Origin of the sequence: Mycobacterium sp. Aquia_213 (assembly GCF_026625985.1) — a bacterium.
Classification (GTDB): Bacteria; Actinomycetota; Actinomycetes; order Mycobacteriales; family Mycobacteriaceae; genus Mycobacterium.
In genome coordinates, this window is sequence record NZ_CP113116.1 from 5,100,057 (window position 1) to 5,115,824 (window position 15,768).

General features: G+C 64.6%; 15 protein-coding genes and 1 tRNA gene. 9 read left to right on the forward strand and 7 right to left on the reverse strand.

What is annotated here, in order from left to right:
* The first annotated feature begins 22 nt into the window (after positions 1 to 22).
* Complete coding sequence (locus LMQ14_RS23710; protein WP_267732066.1) at positions 23 to 2,008, forward strand: molybdopterin-containing oxidoreductase family protein; 1,986 nt, start codon at positions 23 to 25, stop codon at positions 2,006 to 2,008.
* 6 nt (positions 2,009 to 2,014) lie between these two features.
* Here LMQ14_RS23710 and LMQ14_RS23715 read toward each other — a convergent pair whose 3' ends face one another.
* Entirely contained in the window at positions 2,015 to 2,884 is an 870-nt protein-coding gene (locus tag LMQ14_RS23715) for an FkbM family methyltransferase (protein WP_267732067.1), read from the reverse strand.
* A 575-nt stretch (positions 2,885 to 3,459) separates the two neighbouring features.
* Here LMQ14_RS23715 and LMQ14_RS23720 point away from each other — a divergent pair.
* The 4 genes from LMQ14_RS23720 to LMQ14_RS23735 all read left to right on the forward strand — a co-directional run bounded on the left by LMQ14_RS23720 (position 3,460) and on the right by LMQ14_RS23735 (position 7,014).
* The gene (locus tag LMQ14_RS23720) at positions 3,460 to 4,050 is read left to right on the forward strand and encodes a TetR/AcrR family transcriptional regulator (protein ID WP_267732068.1); all 591 of its coding nucleotides are present in this window, start codon (positions 3,460 to 3,462) and stop codon (positions 4,048 to 4,050) included.
* A gap of 96 nt (positions 4,051 to 4,146) precedes the next feature.
* Positions 4,147 to 4,884, forward strand: a complete 738-nt coding sequence (locus tag LMQ14_RS23725) for a cysteine hydrolase (protein ID WP_267732069.1) — start codon at positions 4,147 to 4,149, stop codon at positions 4,882 to 4,884.
* Positions 4,885 to 4,899: 15 nt separating this feature from the next.
* Positions 4,900 to 5,844, forward strand: a complete 945-nt coding sequence (locus LMQ14_RS23730; RefSeq protein WP_267732070.1) for an aldo/keto reductase — start codon at positions 4,900 to 4,902, stop codon at positions 5,842 to 5,844.
* A 171-nt stretch (positions 5,845 to 6,015) separates the two neighbouring features.
* A complete protein-coding gene (locus LMQ14_RS23735; RefSeq protein ID WP_267732071.1) occupies positions 6,016 to 7,014 on the forward strand; it encodes a zinc-binding dehydrogenase in 999 nt (332 codons plus the stop codon).
* Between the two features lie 5 nt (positions 7,015 to 7,019).
* On the opposite strand, the gene LMQ14_RS23740 is transcribed toward LMQ14_RS23735, so the two are convergent.
* Both LMQ14_RS23740 and LMQ14_RS23745 read right to left on the reverse strand, forming a co-directional pair.
* Positions 7,020 to 7,541: an OsmC family protein gene (locus LMQ14_RS23740; protein WP_267732072.1), complete on the reverse strand. Its 522-nt coding sequence runs from the start codon at positions 7,539 to 7,541 to the stop codon at positions 7,020 to 7,022.
* A gap of 160 nt (positions 7,542 to 7,701) precedes the next feature.
* Positions 7,702 to 7,787: transfer RNA gene (locus LMQ14_RS23745), tRNA-Tyr, on the reverse strand.
* Positions 7,788 to 7,856: 69 nt separating this feature from the next.
* Between LMQ14_RS23745 and LMQ14_RS23750 the strand changes: the two genes are divergently transcribed.
* From LMQ14_RS23750 to LMQ14_RS23760, 3 genes are all read left to right on the forward strand, one after another.
* A complete protein-coding gene (locus LMQ14_RS23750; RefSeq protein WP_267732073.1) occupies positions 7,857 to 8,348 on the forward strand; it encodes a YajQ family cyclic di-GMP-binding protein in 492 nt (163 codons plus the stop codon).
* A gap of 23 nt (positions 8,349 to 8,371) precedes the next feature.
* Positions 8,372 to 8,872, forward strand: a complete 501-nt coding sequence (locus tag LMQ14_RS23755) for a DinB family protein (RefSeq protein WP_267732074.1) — start codon at positions 8,372 to 8,374, stop codon at positions 8,870 to 8,872.
* Between the two features lie 83 nt (positions 8,873 to 8,955).
* Positions 8,956 to 10,467, forward strand: coding sequence for a flavin-containing monooxygenase (locus LMQ14_RS23760; protein WP_267732075.1), 1,512 nt, complete (start codon positions 8,956 to 8,958; stop codon positions 10,465 to 10,467).
* Here the strand turns inward: LMQ14_RS23760 and LMQ14_RS23765 are convergent.
* Positions 10,464 to 11,897, reverse strand: a complete 1,434-nt coding sequence (locus tag LMQ14_RS23765) for a trypsin-like peptidase domain-containing protein (protein ID WP_267732076.1) — start codon at positions 11,895 to 11,897, stop codon at positions 10,464 to 10,466. The two genes, LMQ14_RS23760 and LMQ14_RS23765, sit on opposite strands and share 4 nt — an antisense overlap.
* A 239-nt stretch (positions 11,898 to 12,136) precedes the next feature.
* Between LMQ14_RS23765 and LMQ14_RS23770 the strand changes: the two genes are divergently transcribed.
* On the forward strand, positions 12,137 to 13,162 hold the full coding sequence (locus LMQ14_RS23770) for an NAD(P)H-dependent glycerol-3-phosphate dehydrogenase (RefSeq protein ID WP_267732077.1): 1,026 nt from the start codon (positions 12,137 to 12,139) through the stop codon (positions 13,160 to 13,162).
* Between the two features lie 47 nt (positions 13,163 to 13,209).
* Here the strand turns inward: LMQ14_RS23770 and msrB are convergent, their stop codons facing one another.
* The 3 genes from msrB to grcC1 form a co-directional block, all read right to left on the reverse strand.
* Positions 13,210 to 13,737, reverse strand: coding sequence for a peptide-methionine (R)-S-oxide reductase MsrB (gene msrB, locus LMQ14_RS23775; protein ID WP_267732078.1), 528 nt, complete (start codon positions 13,735 to 13,737; stop codon positions 13,210 to 13,212).
* Between the two features lie 55 nt (positions 13,738 to 13,792).
* Positions 13,793 to 14,653: a zinc metalloprotease HtpX gene (gene htpX / locus LMQ14_RS23780; RefSeq protein WP_267732079.1), complete on the reverse strand. Its 861-nt coding sequence runs from the start codon at positions 14,651 to 14,653 to the stop codon at positions 13,793 to 13,795.
* Positions 14,654 to 14,750: 97 nt separating this feature from the next.
* Positions 14,751 to 15,758 carry a nonaprenyl/(2E,6E)-farnesyl/geranylgeranyl diphosphat synthase gene (gene grcC1, locus LMQ14_RS23785; RefSeq protein WP_267732080.1) on the reverse strand — a complete coding sequence of 336 codons (1,008 nt, stop codon included), beginning with the start codon at positions 15,756 to 15,758 and terminating at the stop codon, positions 14,751 to 14,753.
* Positions 15,759 to 15,768: the final 10 nt, after the last annotated feature.

A 15,768-nucleotide genomic window follows, 5' to 3' on the forward strand; every position in this document is an offset into this window, starting at 1 on the left:
CGCGAGAGTACGTTATCGATGTATGAAAACCGTGCGCAGTTTCTGCCGCATCTGCACGTCTGTGTGCGGCATTCTCGTGGACGTCGAAGGGGACGAGGTCCTCCGCGTGCGCGGCGACCAGGACCACCCGTTTTCCCACGGTTACTGCTGCCCGAAGGGCCGGGCACTGCCGCAGTTGCACCACCATCCGGACCGGCTCGAACGGCCGCGGATTCGGATCGACGGCCGGTTGCAAGACACCACCTGGGACACCTGTCTCGACGATCTGGGCACCCGGCTGAAGGACATCATCGACCGGCATGGGCCCGAATCGGTCGGCTTCTACTTCAGCACCATGGAAAGCGCCGGCTTCCGAATGGCCGAAGCCTTGCACGCCGCGATCGGCACGCCGGCGAAGTTCAGCCCGCTGACCATCGACGGCACCGCCAAGCCGCTGGTCTCCGACCTGGTCGGCGGATTCATGGGCCTGTCCGGCCGAACGGATTTGGACAGCTGCGATTTTCTGTTGCTCGTCGGCGTCAACCCGGTGGTCTCACATGGCCACGCCATCTCGATGCCCAACCCGACCGGCACGGTGCGCGACATCGCCAAGCGCGGGCAGGTGTGGGTGATCGACCCGCGACGCACCGAGACCGCGCGACTGGCCTCCGGCCACCTGGCCGCGCGCCCGAGTACCGACCACGCGGTGCTCGCCTACTTGGTGCGCGAAATTCTGCGCGACGGCATGAAAACCGATGTGCCGGTTCAAGGTATCGACGAGCTGACTGCCGCGGTTGAGCCGTTCACCCTCGAACACGCCGCGACGCTCGCCGACGTCCCGGCGACGGAGCTGACGCGGCTTTGCGCGGCGGTGCGCGCCGCCAAGTGCGTCGCGGTCGAAACCGGCACCGGGGTCACGATGACCGCCGAGCGCGCCAATGTCACCCAGTGGCTGGCCTGGGTGCTGATGATTCTCACCGGCGCGATGAACCGGCCGGGCGGTACCTGGTTCCATCCCGGATTCGCTTACCAGCTCGAAACTTTCGGTGATCTCCTGCCGATCACTCCGATCGAGGGATCCTTCGGTCCCGGCCCCCGCAGCCGGCCGGAGGCGCAGGCGTTCATCAACGAATGGCCGTGCGCGGTGCTGCCCGACGAAATCGCGGCGGGACACATCCGGGCCCTGATCAACGTCGGCGGCAGCCTGGTCACCTCGTTTCCCGAAACCGGCAAGCTGATCCCCGCGCTGCAAAACCTCGAGGTCTTCGCCACCACCGAGATCATCAACAACGAGACCACCGAGTTGGCCACCCACGTGCTGCCGACCAAGGATCCCCTGGAACGCCCCGACATCACCATTCACGACATCCTGAGCTCGCAAGTCTCCGTGCAATACAGTTCCGCGGTCGTCGAGCCGGTCGGTGAGCGGCGATCGATGTGGTGGGTGTTCGCCGAAATCGGCAAGCGGCTCGGCCACGACCTCAGCAGTCTCGGAGACCCGGACAGCAGCACCGACGACGACGTGATCTCCGTGCTGCTGGCCGGCGCCCGCGCCAAATACGACGAAGTGGCCGCAACGGGTTGGGCGGAGGTGCCCCGCGAGCTGCCGGCGGCGTGGGTCGAGGACCACATCGGGCGCATGGGCGGCTGGCGGCTGGCCCCGCCGCTGCTCGTCGATCAACTCGCCGCTCTCGAGCCACCCCCGCCGTTGGTGATGGTGCCGCGCCGTCAGCGCCGAAAGCTGAACGGGCAGCTCGACTTTCTCGGCGAGGGGCCGGAGATCCTGATCAACCCCGAGGACGGCGCCGCCGCGGGCGTCGTCAGCGGCGGGCGTGTGACGGTACGCAGCGCCAGCGGAGAGCTGACCGGCATCGCGAAGGTCGACGACGCGATGCGGCGCGGGGCGGTGTCGATTCCGCATGGCCACCACGAGGCCAACGTCAATCGCCTGACCAACAAGGACGACATCGACGTGGTGACCGGCATGGTCCGCTACTCCGGCATCGCCGTCAGCCTGCATCCGGCCTGACCGCAATCAGCCGGCCGCCAAAATGTCCAGATAGCGTTGCTGGATCCCTGGCTCGACCGCTAGCCGGTATTCCAGCAGCAGCGCGCAGCGCAATGCCAGGTCGAACGATCGATAGCAGTAGTGCGCGATCAGGGCCAGCTGCTTGAGTTGCTCGGTGCTCATCGAGTCCGGGTGGGTGAAGTCGCGCACATAGACAAGGTCGGCCTCCAGAACCTGGTTGGTGGGCTGGCGCGGATCCACGAACGGCGAAATCGGCCAGAGCTTGACCTCGGGGAAGCAGTGCGGAAGGAATCCCTGGCTGCGCAGCTCAGAGTCGATGTCGCCCAGCGTCGGCTGATCCTTGTACAGCGTCACGAACGAAACCTCGGTCTGAATTGCGGCCGCTTTGGCGAGTCTGGCTGTGCCGCCTTGAAATACCGCGAGTTCGCCTCCTTGAACGTCGATCTTCAGTAAGTCGACGTGTTCAATCTCGGCGATGTCATCGAGCCTGCGGGATTGCACGGGTATGCGTTCGACCACTTCCCCGGGCAGCTTGATGTATTCGAAAACATCCAGCGCCGCCGGGTCCAGTTCGAACAGGCTGGTGAACCCGGATCCGCGACACACGTTGAGCGTGTGCGCACCGCCATCGCCCACCACATACGGCAGATAGCGCTCGTGTAGGCCTTGGTTTTGTTGCAGCGTCTGCAGCGCCTCGAGCTGAGGCTCGAACCCCGTCACACGACATAGCCCCGCGGCAAGCATGGACGTGTAAGGCGGCTCGGTATCGATCGGATTGGCACCGACGTCAACAACCTCGGTGAGTCGTTGCGGGGCGATAAGGTTCCAGAACGCCGCGATCTTGCTCGTGCCATCGGGAAGGTCCGCCGCAACCACAGGGTCAAAGTATCAGCCTTCGGCGTTATTCCGTCTCGACGAAACAGCACTCAGTGCTCCACAACAGCCAATACCACTGGGCCACAATATGATTAAGCCGCCATGACGTTGTGGAGGCCGCAATGCGGGCGGAGGACGCGGCCCCCCGGCAATCGACGGAGCTTGACTGTGCGCAACGCATTTCGACGAGTTATGTATCAATTATGTTGCAGCTGAGCTGCAACGATGTCGCCTAGCGTTTACAGTTGAAAAACTCTCGGCGCGGGAAAGCGACACAGCAATAACGCTGATGTAATTTAAATTCAAGTCGCCCAGCGTTGAACGATTCCCCTCGCTCCTCAAGATGGAGGACGCCAATGTACAAACGTGAAACCGACAAATGCCGTAAATGCCAGGGCCTGGCGGACGCCCTGGTCTGGTACCAGTACTCCTCTCGGGGAGACACGGTCGGACGGATCATCCATCGAATCCGGTGCCGCAGCGGCTGCTCGGGTTTGGTGGTGGACGGCCCCGGCGCACGCTGCTAAGCCCCTAACCGTCCGTGAATAGGTGACCGGTCGGCTAATATCGATAGCATGCCACGGCCGCCGAACCCCGACGTGCGCCGGCGCCTGCTCGCGGCGGGACTCGAACTCATACATGCGCGCGGCTTCGCCGCCAGTGGCGTCAAAGACATCACCGACGCAGCCGGTGTGCCGAAAGGTTCGTTCTACGCCTACTTTTCGAGCAAAGAGGCATTCGCCGCGGCGATCCTCGGCCACTACTGGTCCGACATCGAAGCACGGCTGCTGCCCATCCTTGACGCGGACGAACTGGCACAGCGGCGAATCACACGCTTCTTCCATGCGCTCGCCGACGAACACGAGTCGGGCGAGTTTCTGCTCGGCTGCCTGGTCGGCAACCTGTCGCTCGAGCTGGCCGGTTCCAGCGAACCGGTACGCGCCGAGCTTGCCCGCATTCTTCAGCGCTGGGACACGGCCTTGACGGCGTGCGTGCGTTCCGGCCAGGACGGCTCCGGCGACATCCGAAAGGACGTCGATGCCGCCGAACTCGCGTCCCTGCTGATCGAATCGTGGGAGGGCGCGGCCCTGCGCGGGAAGGTGACCCGCAGCCGTGACCCGTATGAACGGTTCGAAACGATCACCGTGCCGGCACTTCTGGGGTGATTTTGTGACGATCAGAACACCCGCGCCGATACCTCTTGATTTATAGACGACTGGTCATCTATTGTGGTGTTACTACGAGCGTAAGGGATGACCGCGATGACCGATCTGTCCAGGTATGCCGAACCGCAAAACCCCGGGCTGCCGAGCTCCACCTTCGAGCTCGATCATCAGCACGCCGCGCTCGTCGTCACCGATCCACAGATCGATTTCCTTAGCCCCGAAGGGGTTTCGTGGTCGGTGTTCGGTGACAGTGTCCGCGACAACAACACCGTCGCGCACATCGGGGAACTGTTCGACGCCGCGAAGCGCGCGGGCATCACCGTCGCGATATCACCGCACCACTTCTATCCGACCGACAGCCAGTGGCACTTCAGTGATCCGCTCGAACAGTTCATGAGTACCGTCGGCATGTTTGACCGCCGGGGCCCCTACACGACGGACGGATTCGCCGGCTCCGGTGCCGATTTCCTGCCGGAATACCAGCACCACATCCACGACGGACGAACCGTGATCGCCTCTCCGCACAAAATCGTCGGCCCGGAGTCGAACGACCTCGTGCTCCAGTTGCGCAAGCGCGGCATCAACCAGGTGGTCCTGGCGGGAATGGCCGCCAACCTCTGCGTCGAAGGCCACCTGCGCGAACTCATCGAGCAGGGCTTCGAGGTCGCCGTCGTCAAAGATGCCACCGCCGGCCCACGCTTACCCGAAGGCGACGGCTATCTGGCCGCGCTGGTGAACTTCCGATTCCTCGCCAGCGCCGTCTGGACCACGGCCGAGGCAGTCGATCAGCTCAAGAAAGCCATTGGCGCCGAACAACTTTCGCGTCAACTCTAAAGGAGGCCGAACAACATGGAAACAATCGAGAAGCTGTATCAGCACAAATTCGCGTTGAACAATGGTCGCGAGATCCCTGCACTCGGGTTTGGGACGTCGCTTTCCGATAACCGCAAGACGCGCGAGGCCGTCAAAGCCGCGGTCGAGGTGGGTTTCCGTCACCTCGATGCCGCCGAACGGTATCGCAACGAAGCCGAAGTCGGCGCCGCGCTCAAGGAGTTGTTCGCCGCCGGCACGGTCCGCCGTGAGGACCTGTTTGTCACGACCAAGCTATGGAACAACAACCACCGACCCGAACGGGTCCGGCCCGCGCTGCAGGCCGGCCTGCACAGATTGGGACTCGACGCCGTCGATCTCTATCTGGTGCACACACCGTTCGCCTTCGCGCCCGGCGAGGACCAAGACCCCCGCGACGCGCACGGAGCCGTCATCTACGACGACGGCGTCACGCTAGCGCAGACTTGGGCCGCGATGGAGGCGCTTGTCGACGAGGGACTTACCCGCGCGATCGGCCTGTCCGACATCGACGTAGACGGCACCCGACAGATCCTCGACGCCGCCCGAATCAAGCCGGCCGTCGTCGAAGTGGAGTCGCATCCGTATCACCCGCAATGGGAATTGCGTGAGCTGTGCAAGACCGACGGCATCATCCTGTTGGCCTTCGCGTCGCTGGGGCATGCGCTGGAGCCGCGACTGCTCGACGATCCGCTGATCGTCGATATCGCTCGGCGTTACGGCAAGACTCCCGCGCAAGTGTTGCTGGCCTGGGGGATTCAGCGCGGCAGCGCGGTGCTGACGGGATCTGTTACCCCGTCACGCATACGCGAGAACTTCGATGTCACCGCGCTACCCCAGAGCGCGATCGACGAGATCAACGAGCGGCTCGACACTCGCATTCGATTCAATTCCGTTGCGGACGCCGGCGTGCCGGGTTTTGCGGAGGTGCCAACGGGACGTTGAGCGGCCGCACTCGCGATGCCCGGACGGCGCTCGAGGCCCTCTCAGGGCAGCCCGGAGACAGTCGATACTGAGCGACATGGGCGGTCACGGCCGACCCTTCCCAGCCGCGAAATTACGGTGTGATCATTATGTGATTTACAAGCGCCGGCGGTCTGCGGCTAAGGAGAGAACGTGAAAGCTTGGCAGGTCCACGGAAGCGGTGAGCCGACCGATGTCTTACGCCAAGTAGACCGGGAGGTACCGGTCCCGGGCCCCGAGCAAGTAAGAATCCACGTCGCGGCGGCCGGCCTCGGACTACCCGACGTACTGATGTGTCGTGGCACCTACCCACTGACACCCCCGTTGCCCTTTACCCCCGGGCAGGAGTTGGTCGGCATCGTTACCGCGGTAGGGGCGGGCGTCGATATCGCACTCGGCACCCGTGTGCTGGGTGTCAGTGACTTCGTCAGCGGCAACGGATCCTTCGCCGCCGAGGCTCTTGCACACGCGAGCAACGTTTTCCGGGTTCCCGCGGGCATGGACGACACCGTCGCGGCGGGATTCTGGATCCCCAACATGACGGCATGGATCGGCCTGGTCGATCGCGGCGGACTCAAGGCGGGACAACGCCTGGCCGTGCTCGGCGCCGCGGGCGGCAGCGGAATCGCGGCGGTCCAACTGGGCAAGGCCCGGGGCGCGGAGGTGCTTGCCGTCGTCAGCGACGAGAAGAGGGCCGAATTCTGCCGGTCGCTGGGCGCGGACCGCGTCGTCGTTGCCGACGGCGAAACCACCTCTGACGGAACAGCACTCGCGCATGCGCTGCGCGAAGCGACCGACTGGGCCGGTCTCGACGTGATCTTCGATCCGGTCGGCGGTGCGCAGGGCACCGCAGCCATGGGCGCCCTGGCTCGCGACGGCCGGCATCTGGCGGTCGGTTTCGCCAGTGGTGCGTGGCCGACCCCCGACGTCCCCATGATGGTCATGACCAATACGACGCTGGTCGGTGTGCTTGCGGCGGGCTACAGCCGTGCGCATCTAGAAGGGATCCTGCACGGCCTCGGCGAATTGATCGACGCCGGCGCCATCGCGCACACGGTCGGTGAAACGGTGTCGTTCAACGACATCCCCGAAGCGCTGACGCGACTGGGCGGACGAAAAGTCCTGGGCAAGATCATCGCCGAAATCGACTGAGCCGGCTAGGCCAGGACGACGTCAAGGCGCACTGGGTTGCTCAAGGTGTGGCCCACTGGCGAGCTGGCCACCACTCTGGTGTGCAAATCTTCGAGCTGTTCGGGGGAGCCGTCGGTGTCGATTCGGACAGTGGCGGTTATCGACTCGAATCCTGCGTGGCCTTCCTTGACGCCCAGAAACACGGACAGATCGATGTCACCCCTCACGTCGATCTGCAAGTTCTTGATCTGGATACCAGCGACCGTGGCGTTCGCCGCATAGCCGACCGCCAGGCAGTTGCCCAACGCGGCGAGGAGCTGCTCGACCGGATTTGGGGCGCTGTCGCCTCCGCCCAGCACAGCGGGTTCATCCGAGGGCACGGCAGCGAATTGGCGCACGCGCGACGACGACGTAAACCCACCGTTCCACGTCACGTGCGCTGCCCAGGTCGTGCGTGCCTTGCCCGGGTCGGCTCGGACGCCCTCGACCAGATCGCCGACGGCTCTGATGTCGACCGCGTTGAGCGGCAAGTCTGTGTCGGCAGTCATGAGTTCTCCATTTCTCCGCACGACCACGGAGTGGGCCAATCGCTAAATATCCCCGGCCCGCCGCTGAGGGCCAACAGTATTGAGCGCAGTGATTTGTGAACTCGACAGAACCGGCGGATCTCAAACCCCTTGCCAGCGACCAAAAATAGCCTCTGACCTGTGGTGGCAGGTACTGGATTCGAACCAGTGTAGGCGTTAGCCGACGGATTTACAGTCCGCTCCCATTGGCCGCTCGGGCAACCTGCCGCCTAGCAGGGTACAACGAGCGGGTAGACAATTCACAAACGGCTAGGAGCAACGAGGAAGGGCGTTCGCATGGCGGACTCATCGTTCGACATCGTCAGCAAGTTCGATCGGCAAGAGGTCGACAACGCGCTTAACCAGGCCGCCAAGGAGTTGGCCACCCGCTTCGACTTCCGCGGCACCGACACCACGATCGCGTGGAAGGGCGACGAGGGCGTCGAGCTGACGTCCTCCACCGAGGAGCGCATCAAGGCCGCCGTCGACGTGTTCAAGGAGAAGCTGATCCGGCGCGACATCTCAATGAAGGCCTTCGACGCCGGCGAGCCGCAGGCCTCCGGCAAGACCTTCAAAGTCAACGGCACCCTCAAGCAGGGCATCGACAGCGAGAACGCGAAGAAGATCACCAAGCTCATCCGCGACGAGGGACCCAAGGGCGTGAAGTCCCAGATCCAGGGCGACGAAATTCGGGTCAGTAGCAAAAAGCGCGACGACCTGCAGGCCGTCCAGGCGCTGCTGCGCGGCGCCGACCTGGATGTGGCAGTGCAGTTCGTCAACTACCGCTAGCTCGCGCCTCCCGGCACACCGCGATGACGGATGAGTGTGCGCAGTGCGGTTTCGTCTACGACCTCGGCCAGGCTCCGACCGCGGGCATGGCCATCAACGAGCGGGTCGGTGCGGCTGCGCGCATCTTGGGTAGCCGTGACGCGGATCTGCGATCCAGGCGCCAACCGACGGTGTGGTCTCCGCTGGAGTACCGCTGCCATCTGCGCGACATGCTGCTTGTCCAGCGTGAGCGCGTGCTCGCGGCGCTTCGCGTGGATCGGCCCGACTGCACGGCGATGGGACGCGACGAGCGGGTCGTCCACGACGGTTATGCCGATCAGGAGCCTGCCGACGTGGCCCGCCAACTCGCCGATGCCGCAATGATGTTCGGCAACGTCCTGAGCCGCTTGTCCGCCGACGACTGGAACCGCACCGTCGTCTACCACTTCCCGGAAACCACCGAGAGGTCGTTGCGGTGGTTAGCGGTGCATACCCTGCACGAGGCGCAGCATCACCTGGGCGACATCACGCGCCAGGTGCAGTAGGCGGATTTGTCCGACCTGCTAGCCCCACCAACCGGTCGGTGCCTAATGTAGTGACGAGTCCCACACCGCAAGCGAGGTTCACGATGACCGTGACTCCCCAGGAAGCCACTGGCCAGCCACCGGCCAAGGCCGGCTACTTCGACGTCGTCATCGTCGGTGCCGGGATCTCCGGCATCGGCGCGGCCTATCGGATCGCCGAACGCAATCCCCATCTGACGTACGCAGTCCTGGAGCGGCGCGAGCAGATTGGCGGCACCTGGGACCTGTTCCGCTATCCCGGCGTGCGCTCGGACAGCAGCATCTTCACGCTGTCCTTTCCCTTCGAGCCCTGGACCCGCAAGGAAGGCGTCGCCGACGGCGAGCACATCCGCGAGTACCTGGCGGCCACCGCGCACAAGTACGGCATCGATCGCCACATCCAGTTCAACAGCTATGTCCGTTCCGCGGACTGGGATTCGTCCACCGATACCTGGACGATCACCGTCGATCAAGGCGGCTCCAGCACGGTTTACCGCAGCCGGTTCGTGTTTTTCGCCTCCGGCTACTACAACTACGACGAGGGCTACACCCCGGAGTTTCCCGGCATCGAAGGGTTCGGCGGCACCGTCGTGCATCCCCAGCACTGGCCCGAAGACCTCGACTACACCGGCAAGAAGATCGTGGTGATCGGCAGTGGTGCCACCGCGGTCACCCTGCTCCCGTCGCTGTCGGACCAGGCCGCGAAAGTGACGATGCTGCAGCGCTCGCCGACCTATCTGGTCTCGGCGTCGAAGTACCGAAAGCTCGACGATGCCATTCGTGCCCTGTTGCCCCGCAAGGCTTCTCATTTGGCCATCCGGGCGTACACCGCCTTGACCGAGGCCGTGTTCTTCTTCTTGTCCCGCAAGTTGCCCGGCTTGATCAAGTCGCTGCTGCGGCGCAAGGCGATCGACAGCCTGCCCGACGGGTACGAGGTCGACGTCCACTTCAAACCGCGATACAACCCGTGGGACCAGCGGATGTGCATGATCCCCGACGCTGACCTATACAACTCGATCACCGCGGGCCGCGCCGACGTCGTCACCGATCAGATCGACCATTTCGACGCCACCGGTATCGCGCTGAAGTCCGGCGCGCACCTCGACGCCGACATCATCGTCACTGCCACCGGCCTGCAGCTGCAGGCACTGGGCGGGGCCTCGATCAGCCTGGACGGCGAAAAGGTCGATCACCGTGAGCGTTTCGTCTACAAGGCGCACATGCTCGAAGACGTGCCGAACCTGTTCTGGTGCGTGGGCTACACCAACGCGTCATGGACACTGCGGGCAGACATCACGGCACGCGCCACCGCAAAACTCATGGCGCACATGGCTTCTCACGGCTATACCCACGCCTACCCGCACCTGGGCGACGAGCCGATGGCCGAGAAGCCGTCCTGGGACATCAACGCCGGATACGTGAAGCGCTCGGCGCACCAACTGCCCAAGTCGGGCACCAAGCGGCCGTGGAACGTGCGACAGAACTACCTCGCCGACGCCCTCGATTACCGATTCGACCGCATCGAGGAGGCAATGGAGTTCGGCCGGGTTGCCGACCGGGCCCCGGTGGCGGGCTAGGCCGAATCCTCGTTCAAGGGTTTGAGCGTCACGATATTTTGACCCGATTCCCGCGCAGGTTCTCGAAGAGCAATGTGCTTGCCACAGTTGGGACAGAACTTTTCCGCGGGGTGGTGTTCCGCTCCGCAACTGGCACAATAATGAGGCTCGATCGCCGGGAAAGCACGCTCGCCGGCAAAGCCGCTGACGGGTTCCGGCCCGCCGGAAACCTCCGGCAAACCGGCGGTTTCGGCTTCGCCGAGACGCTGCCGACGACTCTTGAGCACCATGAACGCCACCCAGCCGCCGATGATGATAAGCACCATTAGGCTCCCGCTTACGATGTACCACAACAGGTTTGAGTCATGGAACACCGAGACATCACCGTACCGCTGCCGCAGATTGGCGGCACTCGTCTTCAACTCGGCTAGTCCGGGATAGTCCGGCGACAGCGCCGCGGCCTGGTCGAAGTTCTTGATCGCATCGCTGTAGTGGCCGGAGTAGTAGCTACTGAGGCCCTTGCGGTAGTACAAGTCGGCGGGACCGAGCATCGGCTTCACGGCCTTGCCGGCCAGTATCACCGCGAGACGATCCGCCGGTGTGATGAAGTTGAACGGTTGCGGTTCGCCGACGGGGCCGAAGCTGTTAACGCCGATCACATTGCCGTCCAAAGCAATCGTCGGGCCCCCGCTCATGCCTTCCGAGACCGCGGCGTCGATTTCATACTCCGGCATGGTCCGGATGGTCGACTTCTTGTTCACCTTGCCGCTCTTATTCGTTGGATCCAACGACGGACCGGTAACCCGCTGGGTGGTTTCCGGGAAACCCACCGCGAGAACCGGCGTGCCGATGCTGACATCACCGTCGCCAGCCAGCACGGATGACGGCATGTTGTGCTGTTCCACCTTCAGCAGCGCGACGTCCCCCTTGCTGAGGGGCCGGAAATCCACCACATTGGCAGGCAGCTTGCCGGCGAGCTTTGTACCCGTGCCGTAGAACAGCGTGACGCCGACCTCGGGACCCCGGTCGGGGCTGTTGCCCTCGAACCGTGCGTTCTTCCGAAGATAATCTGCCGTCGCGACGGGGTCCTGGCCGGTGGACGCTTCCGGAAACTGATCGATATAGGCGCTCGCGGCGCTCTTGGCGATGGCATCTTTCGCGGTCTCCGGATCAACACAGTGCCCCGCGGTCGCCACCCAACCGTCGGGGTTGACCACGAAACCGGTGCACGACCAGGTGGCCTCGAAGGGAAGATCCAAGCCCGGTCCAAATTCAGACAGCAGCTGCCCGTCGGGCAGCCGCACGCGACCTGAAGTTTGGGCGGCCAGATAGACCACGGCGGGCCGTATCAGGGCTGCCGCCCTTTCCTCCGGGTTGGCTTGGGGCCGGCCGCCATCGGCGACCGCGGCGCCCGGCGCGCCAACCAACACCGCCACACCGGCCGTCAACACCAACGCGAACGCTCGGCCGCTGCGAGGGACTGACCGATTTCTCGCCCGGCTCGCTCGTCGGGACATGATTCCTCCTCGATGAAGCGCTGACCTTGACGATCCGGCGCCAAGGGTGCGATCGGGTAGGGGCCGAAGTCCCATCCTCGGAGGTCGTTGGTTTGGACTTCATCCGGCGGCGGCCAGGCCCACTCCGAGTGAACTGCTACTAAATGTGAGGTTTCGGCAATACGCTGAGCTTCATGGCAGGCGAGAAGCGCGAACCCAAAGTCGTTGTCCTTGGCGGTGGTTCCTGGGGAACCACGGTGGCCTCCATCTGCGCACGCCGAGGACCGACGCTGCAGTGGGTGCGCTCCGAAGAGACCGCAAAGGACATCAACGAGAATCACCGCAACTCGCGCTACCTGGGCGATGACGTCGAACTGAGCGACACGCTGCGCGCCACCAATGATTTCGCGGAGGCCGCCAACTGCGCCGACGTCGTCATCATGGGTGTGCCCTCGCACGGTTTCCGCGGTGTGCTCACCGAACTCGGTAAGGAATTGCGACCCTGGGTGCCGGTGGTGTCGCTGGTCAAGGGGCTCGAGCAGGGCACCAATATGCGGATGTCGCAGATCATCGAGGAGGTACTGCCCGGTCATCCGGCGGGCATCCTGGCGGGACCGAACATTGCCCGCGAGGTGGGCGAGGGCTATGCCGCCGCGGCCGTGCTGGCGATGCCCGACCAGCATCTGGCCACCCGGCTGGCGGCGTTGTTCCGCACCCGGCGCTTCCGGGTGTACACCAGCGACGACGTCGTCGGTGTCGAGATGGCGGGCGCGCTCAAGAACGTCTACGCGATTGCCGTCGGGATGGGTTACTCGCTGGGCATCGGCGAGAACACCCGTGCGCTGGTCATCGCCCGGGCGCTACGCGAGATGACGAAGCTGGGCGTGGCGCTGGGCGGAGACCCGGAAACCTTTCCCGGACTGGCCGGCCTGGGCGACCTGATCGTCACGTGTACCAGCCAGCGCAGCCGCAACCGCCACGTTGGTGAACAACTCGGCTCGGGCAAGTCGATCGACGAGATCATCGCGTCGATGAATCAGGTGGCCGAGGGCGTGAAGGCCGCCAGCGTGATCATGGAGTTCGCCAACGAATGCGGGCTGAGCATGCCGATCGCGCGCGAAGTCGACGGCGTGATCAACCACGGCTCGTCGGTCGAGCAGGCTTACAGCGGCCTGATCGCCGAGGTCCCCGGACACGAGGTACACGGTTCCGGCTTCTAGCCGAGCCCGAATAGCCCTAAGCCGCTGCGCAATTCGCGGCCGCTGAGCTAGGTAGGTCGGAAGCGCAGCGCCACGCCGTTCATGCAGTAGCGCAGTCCGGTCGGTTGGGGGCCATCGTCGAAGACGTGGCCGAGGTGCCCGCCGCAACGGCTGCAGAGCACCTCGGTGCGTGTCATGCCCCCGGCGCTGTCCCGCCGCTCGATTACGGCGTTGCTCAGGGCTTTCCAAAAACTCGGCCAGCCCGTGCCGCTGTCGAACTTGGTGGAAGACGAGAACAAGTCCTGTCCACAGCCCGCACATCCGAAAATCCCGGTGCGATGTTCATCGTTGAGCGGGCTGCTGTAGGGCATCTCGGTGGACGCCGTACGAAGCACCGCGTACTGCTGTGGGGTCAGAAGTTGGCGCCACTCCGCGTCGGTATGGGTGACCTCGAATGCATCGGTCGGAGGGCTCGGCGCACCGGCCGCCAGCGCGGCACCCAGTGAACTACACCCGGCGAGCACGCCGAAAACCGCGGTGCCAAGCAGCATGCGGCGGCGGCCCAGAGCCGACCGCGGTGGTGTCGGGGCGGTCATCTTGCAAGCATAGGCCGATTACGCGGCAGGTCGATCGGCCCTGATCGCGGCTGCGTCAGCCGCGTGCCATCGCTTCCAGCCGGCGGATGCGGTCCTCGATCGGCGGGTGCGTCGAGAACATCGAGCCGATCCGCTCACCGGCGCGGAACGGGTTGGCGATCATCAGGTGCGCCTGGCTGGCCAGCTGCGGCTCGGGCGGCAGCGGGGCCGCCTGCACACCGCCGGAAATCTTGCGCAGGGCCGACGCCAACGCCAGCGGGTCGCCGGTCAACACCGCGCCCGACTCATCGGCCTGATACTCCCGCGATCGTGACACCGCCAGCTTGACCACCGTGGCCGCGATCGGGCCCAGCAGCGAAACCAGCAGCAGCGCAAAGGGATTCTCGCCATCGCGGTTGCCGCCGAACATGCCGGCCCACAGCGCCATGTTGGCCAGGGCGGTGATCACGCCCGCGAGCGCGCCGGCCACACAGGAGATCAGGATGTCGCGGTTGTAGACGTGTGAGAGCTCGTGGCCCAGCACGGCGCGCAGCTCGCGCTCGTTGAGGAGGTCCACGATGCCGGTGGTGCAACAGACCGCGGCGTTGCGCGGGTTACGCCCGGTGGCGAACGCATTGGGAGCGTTGGTGTCGCTGATGTACAGCCGGGGCATCGGCTGGTGCGCGGCGGTGGCCAGCTCGCGCACGATCTGATAGATCACCGGCGCCTGGAGTTCGGAAACCGGCTGGGCGTGCATCGCGCGCAAAGCCAGCTTGTCGCTGTTGTAGTACGTGTAGACGTTCATGCCGATGGCGAACATCAACGCCAGGAACATCGCCGTCCTGCCGAACAGCGAGCCCACGAACACGATCATCGCGGACATACCGGCCAACAGCAGGAAGGTCTTCAGCCTGTTGGCGTGCGGATGCCAGGTCATCGGTGTCCTCCTTTGAGAAGACGTGGGAGAACTCGTTCATTGCTTGACTGCTGTGTCAATTGAACGCCCCGGATGACCTTCCGGGTTCCATGACTCGCTAGCCGTGCCTGCTGATCGTGTAGTCGACCAACGTCTGCAACGCGCGACGGCCGGCAACGTCCGGCAAAAGCCCCAGCTCATGGTGGGCTTTGGCGGCGTACTGCGCCAGAAATTCCTTGGCCTGGGCCATGCCCGCCGACGCCCGCAACAGCCTCAGCGCCTCGGCCACCGCGTCGTCGTCTTCGACCGGACCGGCCAGCAGCTCGCGCAGGCGATCGCCGTCGGGCCCGGGTTGTTGCAGCGCGAAGACCATCGGCAGGGTGCGCACGCCTTCGCGGATGTCGGTTCCGGGCAGCTTGCCCGACTCGTGCGAGTCGCTGTCGATGTCGATGATGTCGTCCGAGATCTGAAACGCGGTGCCGACGATGCCGCCGAGCCGAGTCAGTCGTGCGACCTGATCGTCGTCGGCCCCGGAGAACATCGCGCCGAACTGGCCGGCCGCCGCGATCAGGCAGGCCGTCTTCTCGTACACCACCTTCAGGTAGTGCTCGATCGAATCCGCCCCATCGGCAACCCCGCGGGTTTCGCGCATCTGCCCGGTCACCAGCTGAGCGAACGTTTCGGCGATCAGCCGCACCGCCTCCGGCCCGAGCCGCGACACCAGCCGCGACGCCGTCGCAAAGAGGTAGTCGCCGGCCAGGATCGCGACGCTGTTGCTCCAGCGCACATTGGCGGTCTGCGCGCCGCGGCGGACCTCGGCCTCGTCCATCACGTCGTCGTGGTACAGCGTGGCCAGGTGGACCAGCTCGATGACCGCGCCGGCAATCGTCACCTCAGGCGCATCCGGGCTCGGCCCGACCTGCGCCGACAGCACGGTGAACAACGGCCGGAACCGCTTGCCGCCGGCCTTGAATAGATGTGTCAACGAATCGGTCATGATCTCGTCGGCGCTGCGCAACTCGACGTCCATGAGCTGCTCGATCTTTGCGACGCCGTCGCGCACCGTCGTGGCGAACGCGGCGTCGCCAAAGTCAATGCCCGCTACCACCGTCGCCGGAGTACTCACGCGACCAACA

Bases quoted from the DNA above. Each gene is read 5' to 3' on its own strand.
- htpX (WP_267732079.1), bottom strand. From the start codon at position 14,653: ATGACCTGGCATCCGCACGCCAACAGGCTGAAGACCTTCCTGCTGTTG.
- LMQ14_RS23770 (WP_267732077.1), top strand. From the start codon at position 12,137: ATGGCAGGCGAGAAGCGCGAACCCAAAGTCGTTGTCCTTGGCGGTGGT.
- LMQ14_RS23750 (WP_267732073.1), top strand. From the start codon at position 7,857: ATGGCGGACTCATCGTTCGACATCGTCAGCAAGTTCGATCGGCAAGAG.
- LMQ14_RS23730 (WP_267732070.1), top strand. From the start codon at position 4,900: ATGGAAACAATCGAGAAGCTGTATCAGCACAAATTCGCGTTGAACAAT.
- LMQ14_RS23720 (WP_267732068.1), top strand. From the start codon at position 3,460: ATGCCACGGCCGCCGAACCCCGACGTGCGCCGGCGCCTGCTCGCGGCG.
- LMQ14_RS23710 (WP_267732066.1), top strand. From the start codon at position 23: ATGAAAACCGTGCGCAGTTTCTGCCGCATCTGCACGTCTGTGTGCGGC.
- msrB (WP_267732078.1), bottom strand. From the start codon at position 13,737: ATGACCGCCCCGACACCACCGCGGTCGGCTCTGGGCCGCCGCCGCATG.
- LMQ14_RS23725 (WP_267732069.1), top strand. From the start codon at position 4,147: ATGACCGATCTGTCCAGGTATGCCGAACCGCAAAACCCCGGGCTGCCG.
- LMQ14_RS23740 (WP_267732072.1), bottom strand. From the start codon at position 7,541: ATGACTGCCGACACAGACTTGCCGCTCAACGCGGTCGACATCAGAGCC.
- LMQ14_RS23760 (WP_267732075.1), top strand. From the start codon at position 8,956: ATGACCGTGACTCCCCAGGAAGCCACTGGCCAGCCACCGGCCAAGGCC.
- LMQ14_RS23755 (WP_267732074.1), top strand. From the start codon at position 8,372: ATGACGGATGAGTGTGCGCAGTGCGGTTTCGTCTACGACCTCGGCCAG.